This is a genomic window from Runella sp. MFBS21 (assembly GCF_029433105.1).
Classification (GTDB): Bacteria; Bacteroidota; Bacteroidia; order Cytophagales; family Spirosomataceae; genus Runella.
Map to the genome: position 1 here is coordinate 152,800 of NZ_JARNTW010000009.1, position 18,091 is coordinate 170,890.

The 18,091-nt window shown below is 41.6% G+C and carries 15 protein-coding genes; 4 read left to right on the top strand and 11 right to left on the bottom strand.

Annotated features, from left to right (window positions below; genetic code table 11):
* Nucleotides 1-167: 167 nt before the first annotated feature.
* Nucleotides 168-566, bottom strand: a complete 399-nt coding sequence (locus tag P1X15_RS18340; RefSeq protein ID WP_277339589.1) for a hypothetical protein — start codon at nt 564-566, stop codon at nt 168-170.
* A gap of 123 nt (nt 567-689) precedes the next feature.
* Between P1X15_RS18340 and P1X15_RS18345 the strand changes: the two genes are divergently transcribed.
* A complete protein-coding gene (locus tag P1X15_RS18345) occupies nt 690-1,436 on the top strand; it encodes a DUF3575 domain-containing protein (protein ID WP_277339590.1) in 747 nt (248 codons plus the stop codon).
* Between the two features lie 22 nt (nt 1,437-1,458).
* Here the strand turns inward: P1X15_RS18345 and P1X15_RS18350 are convergent, their stop codons facing one another.
* Together P1X15_RS18350 and P1X15_RS18355 are read right to left on the bottom strand one after the other, a co-directional pair.
* Nucleotides 1,459-2,097, bottom strand: a complete 639-nt coding sequence (locus tag P1X15_RS18350; RefSeq protein WP_277339591.1) for a response regulator transcription factor — start codon at nt 2,095-2,097, stop codon at nt 1,459-1,461.
* A gap of 59 nt (nt 2,098-2,156) precedes the next feature.
* Nucleotides 2,157-4,415: a sensor histidine kinase gene (locus P1X15_RS18355; RefSeq protein ID WP_277339592.1), complete on the bottom strand. Its 2,259-nt coding sequence runs from the start codon at nt 4,413-4,415 to the stop codon at nt 2,157-2,159.
* A 104-nt stretch (nt 4,416-4,519) separates the two neighbouring features.
* On the opposite strand from P1X15_RS18355, the gene P1X15_RS18360 reads away from it, so the two are divergent.
* The 3 genes from P1X15_RS18360 (at nt 4,520) to P1X15_RS18370 (ending at nt 8,453) form a co-directional block, all read left to right on the top strand.
* Nucleotides 4,520-5,824 carry a Gfo/Idh/MocA family protein gene (locus P1X15_RS18360; protein WP_277339593.1) on the top strand — a complete coding sequence of 435 codons (1,305 nt, stop codon included), beginning with the start codon at nt 4,520-4,522 and terminating at the stop codon, nt 5,822-5,824.
* A 160-nt stretch (nt 5,825-5,984) separates the two neighbouring features.
* Nucleotides 5,985-7,832 (top strand): 7TM diverse intracellular signaling domain-containing protein, encoded by a 1,848-nt coding sequence (locus tag P1X15_RS18365; RefSeq protein ID WP_277339594.1) that lies wholly within the window; start codon nt 5,985-5,987, stop codon nt 7,830-7,832.
* The gene (locus P1X15_RS18370; protein WP_277339595.1) at nt 7,833-8,453 is read left to right on the top strand and encodes a response regulator transcription factor; all 621 of its coding nucleotides are present in this window, start codon (nt 7,833-7,835) and stop codon (nt 8,451-8,453) included. It abuts the gene before it with no gap.
* A gap of 143 nt (nt 8,454-8,596) precedes the next feature.
* Here P1X15_RS18370 and P1X15_RS18375 read toward each other — a convergent pair whose 3' ends face one another.
* The 8 genes from P1X15_RS18375 to P1X15_RS18410 all read right to left on the bottom strand — a co-directional run bounded on the left by P1X15_RS18375 (nt 8,597) and on the right by P1X15_RS18410 (nt 17,706).
* A complete protein-coding gene (locus P1X15_RS18375) occupies nt 8,597-10,342 on the bottom strand; it encodes a DUF885 family protein (protein ID WP_277339596.1) in 1,746 nt (581 codons plus the stop codon).
* A 204-nt stretch (nt 10,343-10,546) separates the two neighbouring features.
* Nucleotides 10,547-11,617, bottom strand: a complete 1,071-nt coding sequence (locus tag P1X15_RS18380) for a M42 family metallopeptidase (RefSeq protein ID WP_028668550.1) — start codon at nt 11,615-11,617, stop codon at nt 10,547-10,549.
* Between the two features lie 108 nt (nt 11,618-11,725).
* Complete coding sequence (locus P1X15_RS18385; RefSeq protein WP_277339597.1) at nt 11,726-13,273, bottom strand: hypothetical protein; 1,548 nt, start codon at nt 13,271-13,273, stop codon at nt 11,726-11,728.
* 2 nt (nt 13,274-13,275) lie between these two features.
* Nucleotides 13,276-14,040 carry a class I SAM-dependent methyltransferase gene (locus P1X15_RS18390; protein WP_277339598.1) on the bottom strand — a complete coding sequence of 255 codons (765 nt, stop codon included), beginning with the start codon at nt 14,038-14,040 and terminating at the stop codon, nt 13,276-13,278.
* A gap of 55 nt (nt 14,041-14,095) precedes the next feature.
* On the bottom strand, nt 14,096-15,019 hold the full coding sequence (locus tag P1X15_RS18395; RefSeq protein WP_277339599.1) for a glycosyltransferase family 2 protein: 924 nt from the start codon (nt 15,017-15,019) through the stop codon (nt 14,096-14,098).
* Complete coding sequence (locus P1X15_RS18400; protein WP_277339600.1) at nt 14,988-16,115, bottom strand: DegT/DnrJ/EryC1/StrS aminotransferase family protein; 1,128 nt, start codon at nt 16,113-16,115, stop codon at nt 14,988-14,990. Before P1X15_RS18400 ends, P1X15_RS18395 begins: the two co-directional genes overlap by 32 nt.
* Nucleotides 16,112-16,480, bottom strand: coding sequence for an FdtA/QdtA family cupin domain-containing protein (locus P1X15_RS18405; RefSeq protein WP_277339601.1), 369 nt, complete (start codon nt 16,478-16,480; stop codon nt 16,112-16,114). The genes P1X15_RS18400 and P1X15_RS18405 overlap by 4 nt, the downstream gene beginning before the upstream one ends.
* 200 nt (nt 16,481-16,680) lie before the next feature.
* A complete protein-coding gene (locus P1X15_RS18410) occupies nt 16,681-17,706 on the bottom strand; it encodes a glutamine synthetase beta-grasp domain-containing protein (protein WP_277339602.1) in 1,026 nt (341 codons plus the stop codon).
* Nucleotides 17,707-18,091 lie beyond the last annotated feature (385 nt).

Consider the following 18,091-nt stretch of genomic DNA (forward strand, 5'->3'; position numbering starts at 1 on the left):
ACTGAAATAGCCTCTTTTTAGTTAAAGAAAATGAGTATACCAAAGAGATAAGATGCTTTGGTATGTATCTTTGCTATACGACGCTGTGAAAAACTCTTATCCTCGGTAAGGGTTGTTACTATAGGCCAATGTGGACTTCTAACAGAGGAGTATTGGCCTATTTTTTATTATTTTCTTAAGTCAATAGTATAAGTGATACCAAGACTATTCTCAACGCCTTTCATTGTTCCATTCAGTGCTTTAGCTCCGTCCCATGTCGCATCTATCGAGTAGGTTGTGCCAGATGTTTTAGGCTTTAGCGTAAGCGTATAAATAAGCCCTAGCCCGTTGCCGGTTACATCACCTTCTACTTTGCTACTTCCACTTAGGAGTGTATAAGTGCCAGTGACTGGATTGGTCGCATTCGTCAAATTTATTTGGAGTGTTTTGGAATTAGACGCATTCGCTTTGTCTACTGCTGTGCCTTGATAGTTTCCTTCAGCGGTAGTTTCTTCTTTGAGCTTACTACAATTTGCGAGGCTTATAAGTAAGCCTCCTGCTAATAATGAAGTGATAATTTTTTTCATTGTTATAATTTTTTACAAAATTGTAAGGCGGGGTTTCTTTGCGGAATAGTTGCTTCTAACTATTTCGGTTTCTGGAGGTAATCTACACTTTTGGGTTATCAAACATTACACATTCAGAAACTTATGAAAACACAAATTTTAATAAGCGGATTATTGCTGATGTCGACTTTGGCTAAAGCCCAAGAATTGATAAACCGAACTTTAGTAAAATTCAATGTATCAGGGGCGGTGTTTCAAAATTACACAGTTCAGTATGAGAGAATTTTGACAAAAAATAGCTCAATTACTTTTACGGCGGGTACCTCTCAAAATGCTCCTTTGCCTTTCAAACAAGCTTTATTAGATAGGTTTAGCGACAATGCCGACGCGGTGAGGGCTATCAATACTACTCTTTTTACCAAATATATTGGCACCTTCGAGTATAGATTTTATTTGGCGGGACATGCTCCCACAGGGTGGTATATTGCTCCCTTTGTACGTTATATCAACATGACTATCAACCAAGATTATACTTACACCGACTTAAAGGGAGTATTGCATCGTCCCAATTTGAAGGCACAGTTTAATGCGGGAGGGGCGGGTGTTTTGCTAGGTTATCAATGGATGTTAGGAAAGCGTATTGGGGTAGACTTATGGTTGTTGGGACCCTTTTATGGCACCAATGTCAAAGCCGATTTTGTAGGATACGACCCTCTTTGGCAAAGCCTAACGACCGAAGATATTCAAAATATAAAAAGAGATATTACAAGTACTAAGCTGCCTGGATATACGGCTACCGACCGCATCAACTTGCCCGTGATAGAAGCCCTCCTAGAAGGACCTTATTATGGTGTAAGAGCATTGGGACTTGCCTTATCATATCGGTTTTGAGAAACAACAAAATAGGGGGCTTTTAAATAAGCCCCTGTTCTTGGGCAAAGTGTAATAAACCGATAGGGGTGTCAATTCCTGTCTTACGGGCGATATTTCGGCGATGAGCGTTGATGGTAAATTCGCTTACTGAGAGTTGAGTGCTTATTTGTTTAGTAGTAAGTCCTTGCACAATTAAGATTATGATTTCGATTTCGCGGGGAGTGAGTTGGTATCTATGATTGAAATCATCCGAAAGCGTTTCGTGAGAAGGTGTAGGGGTTTTGAGATTGGGAAACCATTTTTGCCCCTCCATCACTGCTACCACTGCCGCTTTGAGTTGTACTGACGAAGATGTTTTGAGTAAATACCCCGCTGCGCCGAGTCCTTGAACTTCCTTTACAAAAGCGGGATGATCATAGCTGGTAAATACAATGACACGCACTTCTGGAAAATCCCGACGAATAATTTTTAAGGCACTAAAGCCGTCTATTTTGGGCATATTGAGATCGAGCAGCAAGACATCAACGCGATGTTTGTGTAAAAAATCAATGACTTGGTGACCGTTGTTGACAGGAGGTAGTAATTCTAAATGAGGTACCTCTCTCAATACCGCTAGTAAGCCATCGATAAGCAGAGGGTGGTCGTCGGCAAGCAATAGACGCATAAGATTGAGAGTCAAGGATAGAGTGATTGACAAATATCTCGTTCTTAATCGAATCCAAAAATCGTTAGTAGTAACTATTCGGGGCGGGGAACTAAATGCTCAATGACGACCAAAGTCCCTCCATTAGGGGCGTTTTGTATCTCTATTTTGCCTCCCAGATATTTTACTTTAGCTCGGATAGAGCTCAAACCTTTACCTTCGCTAAGAGGAAAAGGCTTGAGACCTACGCCATTGTCTTCGACCATGACAGACAAGGTGTGGTTGGGCTGCTCTACTACTTCTACAAATGCTTCAGTGGCCTGAGCGTGTTTGAGGGTATTCTGGATAAGTTCTTGGATGATTTTAAAAACATCATGAAGAAAAGAAATAGAGTAATGAGGGTTTCCTTCGATGCCTATCACAAGGGTATCAAGATGTAATTTGCCAGAGAGGTTGACAGTATCAGCCAAATCTTGGACGGCATGAGCAAATCCGTACCTTTCTATAAGTAAGGGGGTGAGTCGGTGACTGATATTCCGAATCGTAGTACTCACATTGCCCAAGACTTCGTAGGCTTTGGTAAGCTTTGGCTCGCTATGAACATCGGTGAGACCTTTTTCTAATACCGAAGACACATTGAGAGAGACAAGTGCCAAAGATGAATTGACTTCATCGTGGAGCTGATCGGCTACTTTACGACGTTCGTTTTCTTCGGCTTCCATGATTCCTTTGATGAGGTCAATATGGCGTTGATTTTTTAATTGTTCTAGCTCGGCTTGTTTGAGTTCTAAAGCTTGACGATTTCTAATTTGACGGTTGCGTAGATAAAGCATCAAAAAAACAATAGCCAACAAAGCCGTGCCTGTGATAGCACCGTACAAAAGGCGTTCGCGTTTGATTTGCAGTTCACGGGCATTTTTTTCTTTATTTAGTCTCACCACTTGTTGTTCTTTTTCTCTCAAACCCACTTTTGCCAATACTTGCTGAATAGCTCTATAACGGTTAAGATTGGTAAGCGAATCTTTGATGGTGTAGTAGGTTTGCAGATGTTGGAGATGTTGAGGTAATAGCCCTCGCGCTTTCTCCAACTCTGCCAAATATTGATAATAATAAAGCCCAGTGGCCGAATAAGGTCGGTTATGTGCCAATGTATCAAAGGTTTGTAATATGTTTTTGGCTTTTTCAAAAGCACCCGTAAGAGTAAGAGCATGGGCATAATATAGAGGAGGAGGCATAAAATAAAACGCTGCTGTGCTGCCTTTTTCGAGTGCTTGCTGATGATAGGCAAGTGCCGATTGAGGGCGTTTTTCGTGCTCTGCTACCAGCCCTGCCGCCGTAAAATAATTTGGAAAAGGAATGTCTTTCTCCGGGAGTTGAAGTAAGGCTTGGGTCTGTTTTAAATAATTTTTAGCTTCTTTATATTGGCCTATCGTCGCTTTTGTAAAAGCCATTTGAGTCGTAAAAAAAGGCGTTTGAGTAGGAATAAGATTGGGCTTAATGACGACTTCATTTAATAAATCCGCAAATTGATTGGCGTTGAAGTTGTCGGCCAAAATGAGATTTTGCTGGAGCATATAAAAGTAAAGTGTGGGGATAGGGTTCCTAAACCAAAAATTACTTCTTTCATAAAATCTTGGTCGCCGCGCCAAGGAGGAATCTTTGGCTAGCTCTAGCAATGCTTCTGCTTCTGCTACTTGTTGGGCGGGGTTTTCATCCAGGAAATTGGCAACAAAATTATAACGAGCCGTAAACTCGGCATTTTTATCGTTGAGCCCTTCGGTTAGCTTAATGGCCTGACGGTAAAAATTTTCGCGAGATTTAACATCATTGGGCGGAATGTGATAGGCAGCGTGTAGTGTATAAAAAAAGGCGAGATTTTCGCGGTCATTAGCTGCCTTGGCACTTGCTTCTCCGAGGGCTAAGTATTTGGCTGATGAGTCGGCTTTTTCCCAATGATTGTATAAAAATACAAGCCCTACCAAGGCTTCTCGATATTGTTCTGAATTCAAAGGCGCGTTTCGAAGGGTTTTTTGATAAAGAATTTCTGATTCATCAAATACCCCAAACGACTCCTTAGCCCGTGCCCAAGCCATGAGCAACATATGAGCCCATTTCCATTGGCCTGCTGCTTGTATTTTAGGAACATAGTCTTTGAGCCAAGCATAGCTTAGATTTAAATTGCTTTTTCCCGTATCCTGAATGAGGTCACACGCTTTCCGAAATGATTGTTCAGTAAGAGGTTGTTTTTGGAGGTTGCTCCATGTCGTTTGTGCTTCGGTATCGGGGGGGGCTTGGGCAATGGTGTGATAAAAACTTAAAAATATACCCAACAAAAGAAGCTTCAGTTGTTTCATGACTTGTCAACGTTGTATAAAGTAAAAGTACTAAATATTTTTGCTTATATAATTGGGGAGTTTTGAGACTTCAAGCTCTTTATGTGGTATAAAAACAATTGGTTATGAATCGTCGCTCTTTTATCCAAAATACCGCAGCTGGCGCAGCTGTCACCCTTTTTTCTCCTTATGGCATTGCTGCCCCTCGAGCTAGCAAGTACCGCACTGCCCTGATTGGTACAGGATGGTGGGGGATGAATATTTTGAGAGTAGCTATGGCGGCTGGCCAATCCAAAGTGGTAGCAATGTGTGATGTGGATCAAAATCAAATGGAAAAAGCTACTGCGGAAGTCGAAAAACTCAGTGGCGATAAGCCCAAGCAGTATCGGGATTTTCGAGAGCTTTTGTCAAAAGAAAAACCTGAGATTGTGATTGTGGCTACCCCTGACCATTGGCATCCGTTGATTTGTATTGCTGCCGTAGAAGCAGGGGCGCATGTGTATGTCGAAAAGCCCATTAGCCATACTATCAACGAGGGAAAGGCAATGGTGGCGGCAGCGCGCAAGCATGGAAAAATAGTACAAGTAGGAACTCACCGAAGGGTTTCACCTCATAATATCTCAGGGCGGGATTTTATTCGTTCGGGCAAAGTGGGCAAAATTGGTATGGTACGCACTTTTGTAAACTACGGAGGTGGACCTGGACAAGTTACGCCCGATGCTGAAACCCCCAAAGGGTTGGATTGGGATATGTGGTGTGGGCCTGCGCCTTTGCGTCCTTTCAACCCCAAAATTCACCCACGGGGTTTTCGTCAATACTTAGACTATGCCAACGGTCAACTAGGCGATTGGGGGATTCACTGGCTCGACCAATTGCTGTGGGTAATGGAAGAAAAGTATCCCCGGAAAGTATTTTCGACGGGTGGGCGAGCCATTCGTACCGACAATACCGACGCGCCTGACCATCAGGTAGTAGCCTATGAATTTGAGAATTTTACAGCTACTTGGGAGCATCGGCAGTTTGCGGGCAATAACGCCGAAAAAACCCACCCCCAACAAGCGGTAGGTTGTTATTTTTATGGTACCGAAGGTACTTTTCATATGGGGTGGCTCGACGGTTGGACCTTCTATCCGGTAGATTCCAAAAAGCCCGTTATTCATGAAGATGCCAAGCTTGATATGCCCGACCAGCAAAATATCGCTAATCTTTGGAGTGATTTTTTGACTTCTATCGAAAAAAACAAGCCCTCAGTATGTGATATTGAAATCGGCTACCGCTCTACCAATATGGCTTTGCTAGGGATGCTTTCGATGAAAGCAGGAAGAAGCGTAGAATGGGACGGCGAAAAAGGTATGATCAAAAATGACCCTGAGGCTAATAAATTACTAGAAAGACCTTACCGCAAAGGGTGGGAATATCCGAGAGCGTAGTGGAGGTAAAGCAATAATCTGTCCTCTTCATTTATGGGAGAGTAGGCCTATTACTTTTGGGTAGATGCCGAAGTAATAGGCTGCTCTCCCGTTTCTTTTCCGGTATACCATAAATACCTCAGTTTTCTTTGTGGTATATTTGAACATTTGCGTTTGAGCTATGATACGATGCTTGTTTCGAGTTTTAGTAGGTTGTTTATTGCCTTTTTCTTTATTGGGGCAGTCGGTGCTTCGGCTAGATGGGCGTGATGACTATGCTCTTGAAGGATTTGTACGGTACTATAAAGATACCGTTTGGCTGGAGCCTTCACAGGTGTTTGATAAAATAAAGCAAGGGCATGGTATCATGCTGCCCAAGTCCTATTTTGGTGAGAAGGCTTTGAACAAAATTCACTGGTTGCATTTTCGAGTTCAAAACGACTCTATTAGCCGAACGGTTGTATTCAGATTTAAACGTCATGACTTGCATCATTTTCAGGCTTTTAAGAAAACCTCCAATTATCTAGATACCTTAGCCTTTACGGGAGATGCGTATCCCTTTATGCAGCGCCCTATTTTGGTAAGTGATTTTTGTTTTTCCCTTTCTGTTGGTCCTAATGAAGCAGTGGAAATCCTTATTTTGTTGGAAAAACGCTGGGAAGAACTCAATGCCGAATTTAGTCTCCAATCAGAACAGAAGTTTTATTATGATGTTCGGCAAGATTACTTACTTATCTTTTTTTATGTAGGGGCTATTTTTTTTATGTTAATTTTTAATGTTTTTCTGTGGCTCAACCTTAAAGATAAAATTCACCTCTATTATATCCTTAATTTACTGTGTAATGCTACTTTGGTATTCAATGCTTTTGGCTTAGGTTTTGAATATCTCTGGCCTGATTTTACCTATCAACAGTCTATCATCAATAGTATATTAGCGATTTTAGGGTCAGCGACTAATCTTCTCTTTCTTTCACAATTTTTGGGACTTAAGGGCAATAGCTCGTTTTTTAAACCCATTCAATATTTCGGTTGGTTTTTGGCCATATGGGCAGGACTAAGTCTACCCTTTTTATTTATTAAAATAATTCATTATCCTGGATGGCTGATAGTGGCTTATCGATATATATTACTATGGATTATCGGAATTGCTGCTGTATTAATAATTTTAGTGATTTGGGAACAATTCAAAAAATCCAATCCTCTCGTAAAAATTTATGCAGTATCTATTTCTTTTTTTATAGTGGGCGCTATTCTTTATGTATTATCGGTGGTATCTGAAATCCCTTGGCTGCGTTCATCTGATTTTGTGATGCTAGGCAATTTATTGGAGGTAGTGACTTTGACTCTAGGACTAACCGTGCGATATAATTCATATAAGGAGCATAATGCCAAATTAGCTCTTCAGCTCTCTGAAACCCAAAATGCAATTGCCAAGCAGATTATTCAGACTCAAGAAGCCGAACGCCAACGCCTCGCCCAAGATTTGCACGATGACCTAGGAGGTACACTGTCAGCGTTAAAATGGAGAGTAGCGGTTGATGCCCCTCAGTCTGAAGTACTTGATTTAATTGATAAATCTATCGAAGACCTTCGTAGTGTTTCAAGAAATTTGCTTCCTCCTGAGTTGGCAAAAGAGGGGCTATCGCGTGCAATTCGCTTCACAATAGAACGCCTCCAAAATGCGTCAAAAATTGAATTTACCTACATCGTTTTTGGTCAGGAGTTTCGTTTCCCTCAAGAATATGAGCTAAATTTATATCGAATCATAGCCGAACTACTCAATAACGTAGTCAAGCATTCAAAAGCCACAAAAGCCGTTGTTCAAATGATTTTTCATGTGGACTATTTACATGTGTCGGTAGAAGACAATGGAACAGGTATCAAAACCGAACAAAATACTTGGGGAATAGGACTGAAAAATATATCTTCAAGAGTTGAATTTTTGAAAGCTCATTTGTTTATTGATTCTAGTCGTGATAGAGGGACGACTATTATTGTAGAACTATCTTATCCCGCTGTAAGTGCATAAATGCAAACTAAAATACTGATTGTTGACGATCACACCCTTTTCAATGAAGGTATTCGCCAATTGTTGCAAGAGGATTACCATATCATTGGGCAAGTGTATGATGGCAAAAATGTATTACATGAAATACAATCTAAAAATCCTGATGTTGTATTACTCGATATTAATTTGCCTACTATCAATGGTTTAGATTTGGCTAAAAATCTAAAATATTCTTTCCCCGCCCTTAAAATAATTTTTCTTTCAATGTACAGCGAACCACGTTTTGTAGAACAAGCAAAGCAGCTTAATATCGACGGTTATCTGCTGAAGCATTCTACAAAAAGAGAGCTGATAATAGGGATTCAAAAAGTACTAGAGGGTAGTCAGTATTTTGATTCTAAACTTCAAGATTTACGCTCCAATCTTCATCACGATGATTATTTTGTGAAAACGTATTCACTTACGCCTCGCGAGGTAGAAATAATTAAAATGATTAAACGAGGAATCTCAAATCCCCAAATTGCTGAAGAGCTTTTTATTGCGGAAGAAACAGTCAAATCTCACCGAAAAAATATTTATTATAAACTGGGTGTTAAAAACGTGGTCGAATTGGTAGAATTTGCCAATAAAAATGGGTTGTAAAAAATTAAGAGCCAAGGCCCAGCTAGTTGGGTCTTGGCTCTTACACTAAACGCCTTAAAATTAGTTCCGGGGAGGCTCAATATTTAATCATAAATGCATAGACAGCAGGGGCAGGGTATAGACAGCAGGGGCAAGCCCTGCCGCTACTTTAATACGGGGGGAACATAAAACTTCCAATCTGATTTATAATCACGACTCAGTTTCTTGTTGGTCATAATCGCCCGCACCATATCCACGGGCATGGAGTTTTGCTGCATGATGGCATCATGAAACTGCTTATAGGTCATTTTTTTAGTGTCCACTAATTCTTTTTTGAGGGCATAAAATTGGAACGCGCCTGTCATATACGCAAGCTGATAAAGCGGAGGATACCCGCCCACAAAAGACCGCCGTACTTCTCCTTCGGCATTGGCACGTTCATGACCTACGCGGTCTACCAAAAAGTCGATGCATTGCTGAGGTGTCCATTGACCTAAGTGGTAGTTGAGCGAAAATATAATACGAGCGCAGCGGTGCATACGCCAAAACAACATCCCCACGCGGTCTTCGGGCGATTGGGGAAAGTTCATATCCCACAAAATCATCTCCCAATACAATGCCCAGCCTTCGGTCCAGAATGGCGTACGGAAGCGGCGATAGGTTTTGTAACGGTTGTTCATAAACCCTTGGAGATGATGCCCTGCAATGAGTTCATGATGCACCGTAGCGCGCGAAAAATGAGGGTTGTTGCCGCGCATACTCATCAATTTGTCTTCGTGCGACATAGCCTCGGTAGGGTATGAAATCAAGATGGTTTCGCCTCCTAAAAAGAAAGGGCTAAATTTTTGACGCTCAGCCGACATCATGGCCATACGCCATGTCTCCTCGGCGATAGGCGGAATAGTAATTAAGTCTTTTTGTTTCAAAAAAGATACCGATTCATTATAGAGCCTCAAAATCATTTCGGGTTGTTTGCCGACTGGCACCATCGAATTTTTGACCTTTTCTTGGGCTTTTTTCCAATCATCGCCAAATCCCATTTCGCGCGAAGCCTTAAGTAGCTCGCGGTCGCACCAGGCAAATTCTTTGTTGGCGATTTCGATGAGTTGTTCGGGGGTATAAGAAATAAACTCAAATTCCAATTGACGAATGAGCTCGGCTCGCCCTACGGCCACTCCGTCGATGCCACTACCGTCGTCTTTTTTGGGAGCAACCACTTTGGCTTTTTTAGTAAAAAGACTAGCGTAAGAAGCGAGCAACGTATCTACTTTTTTGTAAGGCTCTGGTACCCACCATGTAAAGTTGGGGTCATAAGAGTTATAAAATTCAAACACACTTCTAAGAGCAGATTTGAGACCTGTAGCGGTACCGGCGGCTCTTTCGGCCAGTGCAGGCTCAATTTTGTCTAATTTTTCGACCACTTTACGTGCTTCCCAAATCTCTTTACTGAGCGCATTTAGCTCACTAGCGATTTGTTCTCCACTCACCGAAGCTCCTCTACGTCTGGTTTTTTCGAGCGCATAGATTTGATTGGCAAATGGAAACCAAGCTTGGGTTTGGGCTACTTCTTTGGCTTCAGTGGCAAGTTCTTCCAAATCCACCTTCAAATTACGCTGAAACAATACATAATCTACTTGGCTATCGACGGGCATTTTGTCGAAATCCATTTTCTGTAATTGTTGTAGATAATCATTGCTAAGTTGCTCTAGTCTTTGGCGGCGTTCGGGTGAATTTTCAATTACATAAAAACGCGTCAAACTGCCACGGTCGGCGGCGTAGTTGGTCATCAGATGATGTACATCGCTGGTTTGTCGATAGAGCGAATTAATGGGAGCGGGCTGGGCAAAAGCAGTAGTAAAACACAAAAAAGCTAATACCACGCTCGCCAACAAAGGTTTAGGTGAGAGCATAAGATAACGTTTAGTTTGGTAATGAAAAAAGGTGTTTATGACGAAAATTTAGGGAGATACTATACTTTAGCAAAAATAGCCAAATGTCCCGATTTTTTCTAAAAGAAAAGACCTATTGCTTGAATCGCTTATATAGAAGCAAGGTCGAAAGGGGAGGGGAGAGAGCCTCAGAAAGTAACATGCTTCCTAAGGCTCATAATGGTACTATTTGATATATCTAAAATCCTCATCTCCTTTGAGTTGAATAAGGACTTCGTACATGAGATTGATTACGTTTTGCACATCATCTTTGTGAACGGTTTCGACGGTAGTGTGCATGTATTTGAGAGGTAGTGAAATCAACGCCGAGGCTACTCCCTCGGTAGCATACGCAAAGGCATCAGTGTCGGTTCCAGTGGAGCGACTTACAGCTTGGCGTTGAAACGGAATCTTTTTCTCTTCCGCAATCCCGATAATCATATCCAAGACGTTGTTTTGCACCGCTGGGCCATAGCATAGCACTGGGCCGTGACCGCATTTTAAGTCACCTTGTTCTTTCTTTTTGTAGAGGGGCGATTGGGTGTCGTGTGTTACATCCGTACAAATCGCCAAATCGGGCTTCAAACGGCGCACTATCATCTCTGCTCCTCTGAGACCGATTTCTTCTTGCACCGAGTTGACAATGTAAAGAGTAAAGGGGAGATTGATACCGTTTTCGTCCAAACGGCGTGCCACTTCGGCTATCATGTATCCGCCCATTCGATTGTCGAGGGCGCGTCCTACATAGTAGCGGTTGTTCATTTCAAAAAGCCCATCCACAAAAGTGACCACTGTCCCCACATGAATGCCCATTTCGAGCACTTCTTGTTTGTTGCTTGCGCCTACGTCGATGGTCAAATCTTGAACTTTGGGAGAAGTATCTTTGGCTAGCTCGCGAACGTGAATCGCCGGCCATCCAAATACGCCTTTGACTACGCCTTTTTTGGTATGAAGGTTGACCCGCATTGATGGCGCAATGACCGCATCGGAGCCACCGTTACGAATCACATAGATATAGCCATCGTCTGAAATGTAATTGACAAACCACGAAATTTCGTCTGAGTGAGCTTCAATCACTACTTTATAAGGTTTGCCTTCATTGATAACTCCCACGGCTGTGCCGTAGGTATCCACAAAATAATCGTCGATGTAGGGTTTTAAGTAATCTAGCCAAATTTGCTGACCAGAGGCTTCAAAACCAGTAGGGGAGGCATTGTTGAGATAGGTGTACAAAAATTCGTTGCTCTTGTCTGACATAAATTCCTAATGCTTTATTGGTTGTCGGTAAAATACTCACTTTAATGATAACGCAAAGTTAGCAATCCACCCGAAACCTGTTTATCAATGACGAATTTTGTGGTATTTCTATTGATTTTTTCTTTGAAAGAACCAAACTCCTTCTACTTTTTTGACGAGCTTGTAGTGCTGATTGATGTAGGCTCGAATGAGCGGAAAGTGAGTATAGCGGGTTTTGCCATTTTGGGGCAAATACGCAGTAGTAGCCTCGGCTACCATAGCATCCAAAAACAAAATGGGTCGATTTTCTTCCAAATCTTTGATAAACTGCTGCTGACGATAAGCTTGCAAAGGACTTTCAGTATACACCCAATACGTATGTGGAAGACGGTTACCAGCGGCTTTGTGTGTATAAACAAAAAAGCGGTCGGCATATCCCCAAATCGTCATTTTTTCGTCTTTGGGGCATAAAGTTTCTATTGTTTTTGTAATAGCCACATCGGTAGCAGGTAAGGTCGGGATAGGGGTTTGTGGAAAGAAAAAAATGTTTTTTATTCCTTCAAGACTTATTAATAAGATGCCTGTGATGTAAGCTTTACGAAAGGTATTGGCGGGGAGATACAAAGAGAGTAAGGAGACCGCTATAACGGCTGGAACGTAAAAAAGCAATAAATAATGGTCAAAAGGATTGCCAGCTTGCAGTACTGCATATAGAGTGACCACTGCTAATACAAGGGATAACCATACAACTGAAGGGGGAACAGGTGAAGCGGTTTTTTTGAACGAACGTAAAAACGGGATTCCCCCTATCAAAATAAGTAATAGCTGCACTCCCCAAAAAATCCGGGTAGAAGCAGGACGAAAGATGGCTTTTCCAATGGTAAGAGGACTAAAACGTGTACTAATTTCTAAATCAGAGTGGACGGTTGAAAAAGAATAATAGTAGTAATTCCAAAAATAATCGTTCCAGAAAGTTTCGATGTGATCATAATGATAATAAATGCCATTCACAATTACCAAAGGTAAAATCCCTCCTACGATAAGGGCTAGCAAACTCCGCCATTGGGATTTGAGAATCAGCTCCCAAGCAGCGTAAGCCGCTAGAATAAGCCCCATCGGCACGATTTGGATTTTGGCAAAGGGCATCCAGCCAAGCCATAGTCCAAAAACAAGAAAAAGCCAGCTATGGGAGGTTTTGTTTTGGAGTTTGACCACCGCCCAAAAACCTACGGCAAGCATCAAAATGCATATATGTTCGGAGTTGTAAGTCATGAATCCTAGCCATAAGTGGGTAGCTTGGAAGATGACCAAAGGAGCCGTAAAAAGAAAAGATTTGGCGGCCGAAAACCAATGCCGAAACGTCAAAAAAACAAAAATCAAAGTGCCTACCCACAGCAAAACGCCGATACCGTCGGCCATGGCCCATGTGACCCTAATGCCGAGCATTTCTACTAATGCCAAAGGCAGTACCGTCAGCGGACGACTATCGCAAAAGTTGAGAATTGTCCACCAAGGGCGGGGAGATTGTGCCGTACTGATAGCCGAGCTTATCCATGTACTTGTATCTACGTCCAACTCCGTCGGGACTTGAAAGTACCACCTGACCCCAATTACCATAAAAAGTGAACCTATAAAAGCCCAATTCCAAGGTGTATCAGTTGTCATGGAGTTAATCATGATTATTGGGAAGACATTACCGTGAAGATAGAACTGCCAAAAGGTCCACGTCCTAAAACCATTTCTTCTAGCTTGACCAACCAATAAAGCGGTTCGTTAATAAAAGCGGGCGGTACAGCTACATCAGACGATTGTTTGGAAAAATCAACTTTGCCTTGTTTGATTTGATAACGCTGCCACGCTCTCACTGTCATGATAAGAGGTGCTAAAGCAAAACTCCAATAGGTAGCGTATTTCAGCTGCAACTGTGCTTTTTGGGCGAGGCGCTCCATATCTTCTTTTACAAATCTTTTTTGTCCACCTACTACTATGTCGTGGATACCTGCAAAAGCTTGGTGGGCGTTGTTGTTGGTAATAAAAATACCTCCCGGCTTGAGTTTTTCTTTAAAAGAACTGAGGATACTGATGATAGTGGCATCGTCAAAATACGTAAATACATCGTTGCAGACAATGACATCAAACTTTTTGGCAGGTTGATAATCAGCTACTTTGGTAAGGTCAAAATGCACCACTTTTAAACCCCTCGACTGCGAAAATTGCACGCCATCTTCAGAAAAATCAAAACCTTCGATGTGGGTGAAACCTTTGTCTTTGAGGTGGGCAAGCATTCCGCCCGTGCCGCAGCCAGCATCCAAAATATCGATACCTTTCTGATTAGGGAAATGATTGTTGATAATGCGACTCACTTTTTGATGCAAAATACGATACCACCAAAGTTGCCGCTCGGCATTAAACATCCTTTCGTATTCGTCGTATTTGCCTATCATAATTAGTAAAAATAAAGTCTTTAAAATAAAGTTGATGAAGAGTAATTGGCGACATTCAGGGCTTGGTCTGTGAAACCTTAAATTTTTCGATGTATTGGGGTAAGCCGCTCTGTACCATGAAAATTCGTCCGATATATTCGCCTACTATTCCTAGGCTTGTCAGAATAGCTCCGCCAAAAAAAATCAGTATAATCAGGTTTGAATTAAGAAAAAAGAATTTGGAATGAATCGCAAAAAGGGCGATATCTATCAAACTAATCAATACCGAAAGTCCTATAGAAAACAAACCCACGCCCGTCAGAATACGCAAAGGTTTGAGGGAGTAGCCAAACAAGATAGTCATAAACAAAGAGGTAAGTTTGCGAAGTGTGTATCCTGACTCTCCCTCTTGGCGTTTGTTATGAAATACTTCTACGCGTCCTATGTGCCGAGTGACCCTAAATATCAAACCATCTATGTAAGGATAAGGCCCTTTGTATTTGATGATTTCTTTGACAACGGGCTTGGAAATAAGCTTAAAACTTGATAGATACAAATCGGAAGGTTTTTCTAATAACCATGTAGTGATCCGATTGACGAGCCAGCTGCCAAAATTTCTAAAAGGAGAATGTTTTTTTTGGGGATAATAAGAATACACAACATCGAAATTGCCTTCTTGAGCGGTTTGTACCAGTTTCAGAATTTCGGAAGGAGGATTTTGAAAATCATCATCAATCATGACAGCATAGTCTCCTTCGGCGTGATTGAGGCCGCACATGACGGCGTTGAACTCACCAAAATTGCGACGGAGGGTGATGAATTTGACATTGGCAAATCGTTGTGCAAGCTCATTACATACACTTTCAGATTGGTCTCTACTTCCGTCGTTGACCAAAATAATTTCTAAATCGCTTTCTTCTAAAGTCTGTAGTACGTGCTCAACCAAACTGCCGATTGTTTGTTCGCTATTATATACTGGAATAATAATCGACAGGCGCATAGATTTGAGACACAGATTGGTTAACGGTTTTGACTATATAGGCAGCTTCGTCGTTGCTTAGAGAGGGATTTAGAGGGAGACTTACCACTTCATTATGAATTTTCTCCGTCAGAGGCAACGATAGATGATTGTAGGCTTCGTAGGCTTTTTGTTTGTGAGGAGGTACAGGATAATGAACCGTCGCCTGAATACCATTGTCCATCAGAAAATCTATGAACTGTTCTCTTTTAGGGTGACGTATCACAAACAAATGCCAAGCGTCTTCGGAGAGGGTATCAATATTTGGTAGAGTAATTGAATGATTTTGAATCCCCTTGACAAAGACCCTTGCCAATTCGCGGCGGCGTTTATTTTCTGTATCTAAGTATTTGATTTTTACATTCAACACTGCGGCTTGTATTTCATCAAGGCGGCTATTGGTACCGATATCGTCGTTGTAGTATTTAATAGTAGAGCCGTAGTTTCGTAAGCTACAAAGCTTGCGGGCAAGTATAGGGTCATTGGTAGTGATAGCACCTGCATCGCCGAGAGCGCCTAAGTTTTTGGTAGGATAAAAACTAAAAGCAGCGGCATCCGAAAGGTCGCCTGCTTTTCGACCTTGATAGGTGGCACCATGTGCTTGGGCGGCATCTTCTACTACTTTGAGGTTGTATTTTTGCGCGATTTCCCAGATTGGCATCATATCACAGCATTTGCCATATAAGTGTACGGCCATGATAGCTTTGGTACGAGGCGTGATTTTTTTTTCTATTTCGTTAGGGTCAATATTGAGGGTATCAGGATTGGGCTCTATCCAGATAGGTTTAAGTCCTAAGCTAGTTACTGACAAAATAGAGGCTATATAAGTATTGGCAGGGACTATTACCTCACTATTTTTAGGGAAATCAAACGCTTTGAAAATCAGTTCTAAAGCATTAAGACCATTGGCGACCCCTACACAGTGATTTACGCCACAGTAAGCGGCCCAGTTTTGCTCAAAAGTAGCGACCTCTTTTCCCAGCACATACCACCCTGATCTAGCCACTCTCTGAATAGCCTCCTCAATTTGTGCTTGATAAGGTTGATTTACACGTTGAAGGTCTAGATGTGGTATCATGGTTTTTCAGTGATGTAATCGTTTTTATCATAATACTGGTTTGAGAGTACTAGTAAAATGGCATCTTTTGAAAACTGATCCATAATATGCCAATCACCTGGTTGCAAAATCAAGCATTGAGTAGGTTGATTCAGCAAAAATGTATGTTCGGTCTTATCTGTAGTTGTAACTGTAATGCGGCAACTTCCCGAAACAGGAATAAGGGCGTTCCAAGTAGTAGAGTGACCATGCTTGGCGCGTTCTTGCTCGGGCGGAACACCATAGATGTAAAAGGCACGCTTAATATCGCCGGGTAAGATTTTTTCAAATACGGTAAGTTTTCCTTCGGCGGCGCCGTAGGTGTTGAGTTCAATCAATTGGGGCATAATGGGTAAAGAAACGGAATTAAAGGTGCTGTTAGGCTTTTGACCGTAAATAAACGTATTTTTTTCAAAAAACCCGTTCTGTATGCCTTTTTTTTGAAAAGCTTAAACGAAAAGTAATAGAGTTTATTATAAAACCAAAGTGTAATAAAACAAAAAACCCCGTCAGAAACGGGGTTTTTTAGTGCTATGTATTCCAAAAATCAGATTTTAACAGCTTTGACAGTCTTAATGATGCGAGCTGCCACTTTGTAAGGATCAGCCGCTGAGTTTGGACGGCGGTCTTCTAACCATCCTTTCCAGCCCTTTTGTACGGCTGCAATAGGAATGCGGATAGATGCTCCACGGTCAGAAACTCCATATGAGAACTGGTCGATAGATTGTGTTTCGTGTTTTCCGGTCAAACGGAGGTGGTTGTCAGCGCCATATACTGCAATGTGTTCAGCTACCACTGGAGCAAAAGCTTGACAAATTTTGTCGTAAGCTTCTTTGTTACCAGCTGTGCGAAGTACAGTATTTGAGAAGTTGGCGTGCATACCTGAGCCATTCCAGTCGGTAGCTCCAAGAGGCTTACAATGCCAGTTGATACCTACGCCGTATTTTTCGCCGATGCGCTCCAACATATAGCGAGCAATCCAGATTTGGTCGCCCGCTTCTTGAGCTCCTTTAGAGAAAATTTGGAATTCCCACTGACCTGCAGCTACCTCAGCATTGATACCTTCTACGTTAAGGCCAGCTTGTAGACAATACTCAAGGTGTTCTTCGATAATATCACGTCCAAAGGCATTTTTTGCACCTACTGAGCAGTAGTATGGACCTTGGGGAGCAGGGTAGCCATTGGCAGGGAAGCCAAGGGGTTTATTAGTTTCAAGGTTCCACAAGAAGTATTCTTGTTCAAAACCAAACCAAAAATCATTGTCATCATCATCAATAGTAGCACGGCCATTAGACTCATGAGGAGTACCATCTGAATTTAAGACTTCGCACATCACCAAGTAAGCAGGAGTTCCCAATTTAGAACGCTCTGGATCTGAAACGATATATACTGGTTTCAATAAACAGTCTGAAGACCCGCCTGGTGCTTGCTCAGTTGATGAACCATCAAATGACCACATGTCGCAATCTTCCAATTTCCCAGAGAAGTTGTTCTCAATTTTGGTCTTACTACGCAAACTTTGGGTGGGCTTGTAGCCGTCTAACCAGATGTATTCCAATTTAGCCTTTGCCATTGACAGTATAATTTTAGGTGGTTGAATAAATCTTTTGTAGTTGTTGTACTTTTTACGGATTCAAAATTAAGGTCTTTTTATGGAATCACCAAATAAAATTTTATATTTTTTAACATTAACCATTTTTTATACAACAAATTGGCTGTTTATTATATAAATATGATAATTTTTTGTACTAATTCAAGATGTATTGAAATTTGTGAGCTTTTGGATTAAAAAGGTAAAATATGGAGAAAGTAATATTAAAAATAATAGTAAAACTAGTTATGAATAGTGAACTAAGCAAAAGTTGGATTATTATAAATTGCCGCGAATGCGTATAAAATGTAGTATATTTCTAGGAAGTCAGTTTTATAATCATAAAAAAAGGCAGTTCTCTAGTGAG

Excerpts from the sequence above, each read along its gene's own strand:
- P1X15_RS18340 (WP_277339589.1), bottom strand. The coding sequence starts at position 566 with ATGAAAAAAATTATCACTTCATTATTAGCAGGAGGCTTACTTATAAGC.
- P1X15_RS18345 (WP_277339590.1), top strand. The coding sequence starts at position 690 with ATGAAAACACAAATTTTAATAAGCGGATTATTGCTGATGTCGACTTTG.
- P1X15_RS18355 (WP_277339592.1), bottom strand. The coding sequence starts at position 4,415 with ATGAAACAACTGAAGCTTCTTTTGTTGGGTATATTTTTAAGTTTTTAT.
- P1X15_RS18360 (WP_277339593.1), top strand. The coding sequence starts at position 4,520 with ATGAATCGTCGCTCTTTTATCCAAAATACCGCAGCTGGCGCAGCTGTC.
- P1X15_RS18365 (WP_277339594.1), top strand. The coding sequence starts at position 5,985 with ATGATACGATGCTTGTTTCGAGTTTTAGTAGGTTGTTTATTGCCTTTT.
- P1X15_RS18370 (WP_277339595.1), top strand. The coding sequence starts at position 7,833 with ATGCAAACTAAAATACTGATTGTTGACGATCACACCCTTTTCAATGAA.
- P1X15_RS18375 (WP_277339596.1), bottom strand. The coding sequence starts at position 10,342 with ATGCTCTCACCTAAACCTTTGTTGGCGAGCGTGGTATTAGCTTTTTTG.
- P1X15_RS18380 (WP_028668550.1), bottom strand. The coding sequence starts at position 11,617 with ATGTCAGACAAGAGCAACGAATTTTTGTACACCTATCTCAACAATGCC.
- P1X15_RS18385 (WP_277339597.1), bottom strand. The coding sequence starts at position 13,273 with ATGATTAACTCCATGACAACTGATACACCTTGGAATTGGGCTTTTATA.
- P1X15_RS18390 (WP_277339598.1), bottom strand. The coding sequence starts at position 14,040 with ATGATAGGCAAATACGACGAATACGAAAGGATGTTTAATGCCGAGCGG.
- P1X15_RS18395 (WP_277339599.1), bottom strand. The coding sequence starts at position 15,019 with ATGCGCCTGTCGATTATTATTCCAGTATATAATAGCGAACAAACAATC.
- P1X15_RS18400 (WP_277339600.1), bottom strand. The coding sequence starts at position 16,115 with ATGATACCACATCTAGACCTTCAACGTGTAAATCAACCTTATCAAGCA.
- P1X15_RS18405 (WP_277339601.1), bottom strand. The coding sequence starts at position 16,480 with ATGCCCCAATTGATTGAACTCAACACCTACGGCGCCGCCGAAGGAAAA.
- P1X15_RS18410 (WP_277339602.1), bottom strand. The coding sequence starts at position 17,706 with ATGGCAAAGGCTAAATTGGAATACATCTGGTTAGACGGCTACAAGCCC.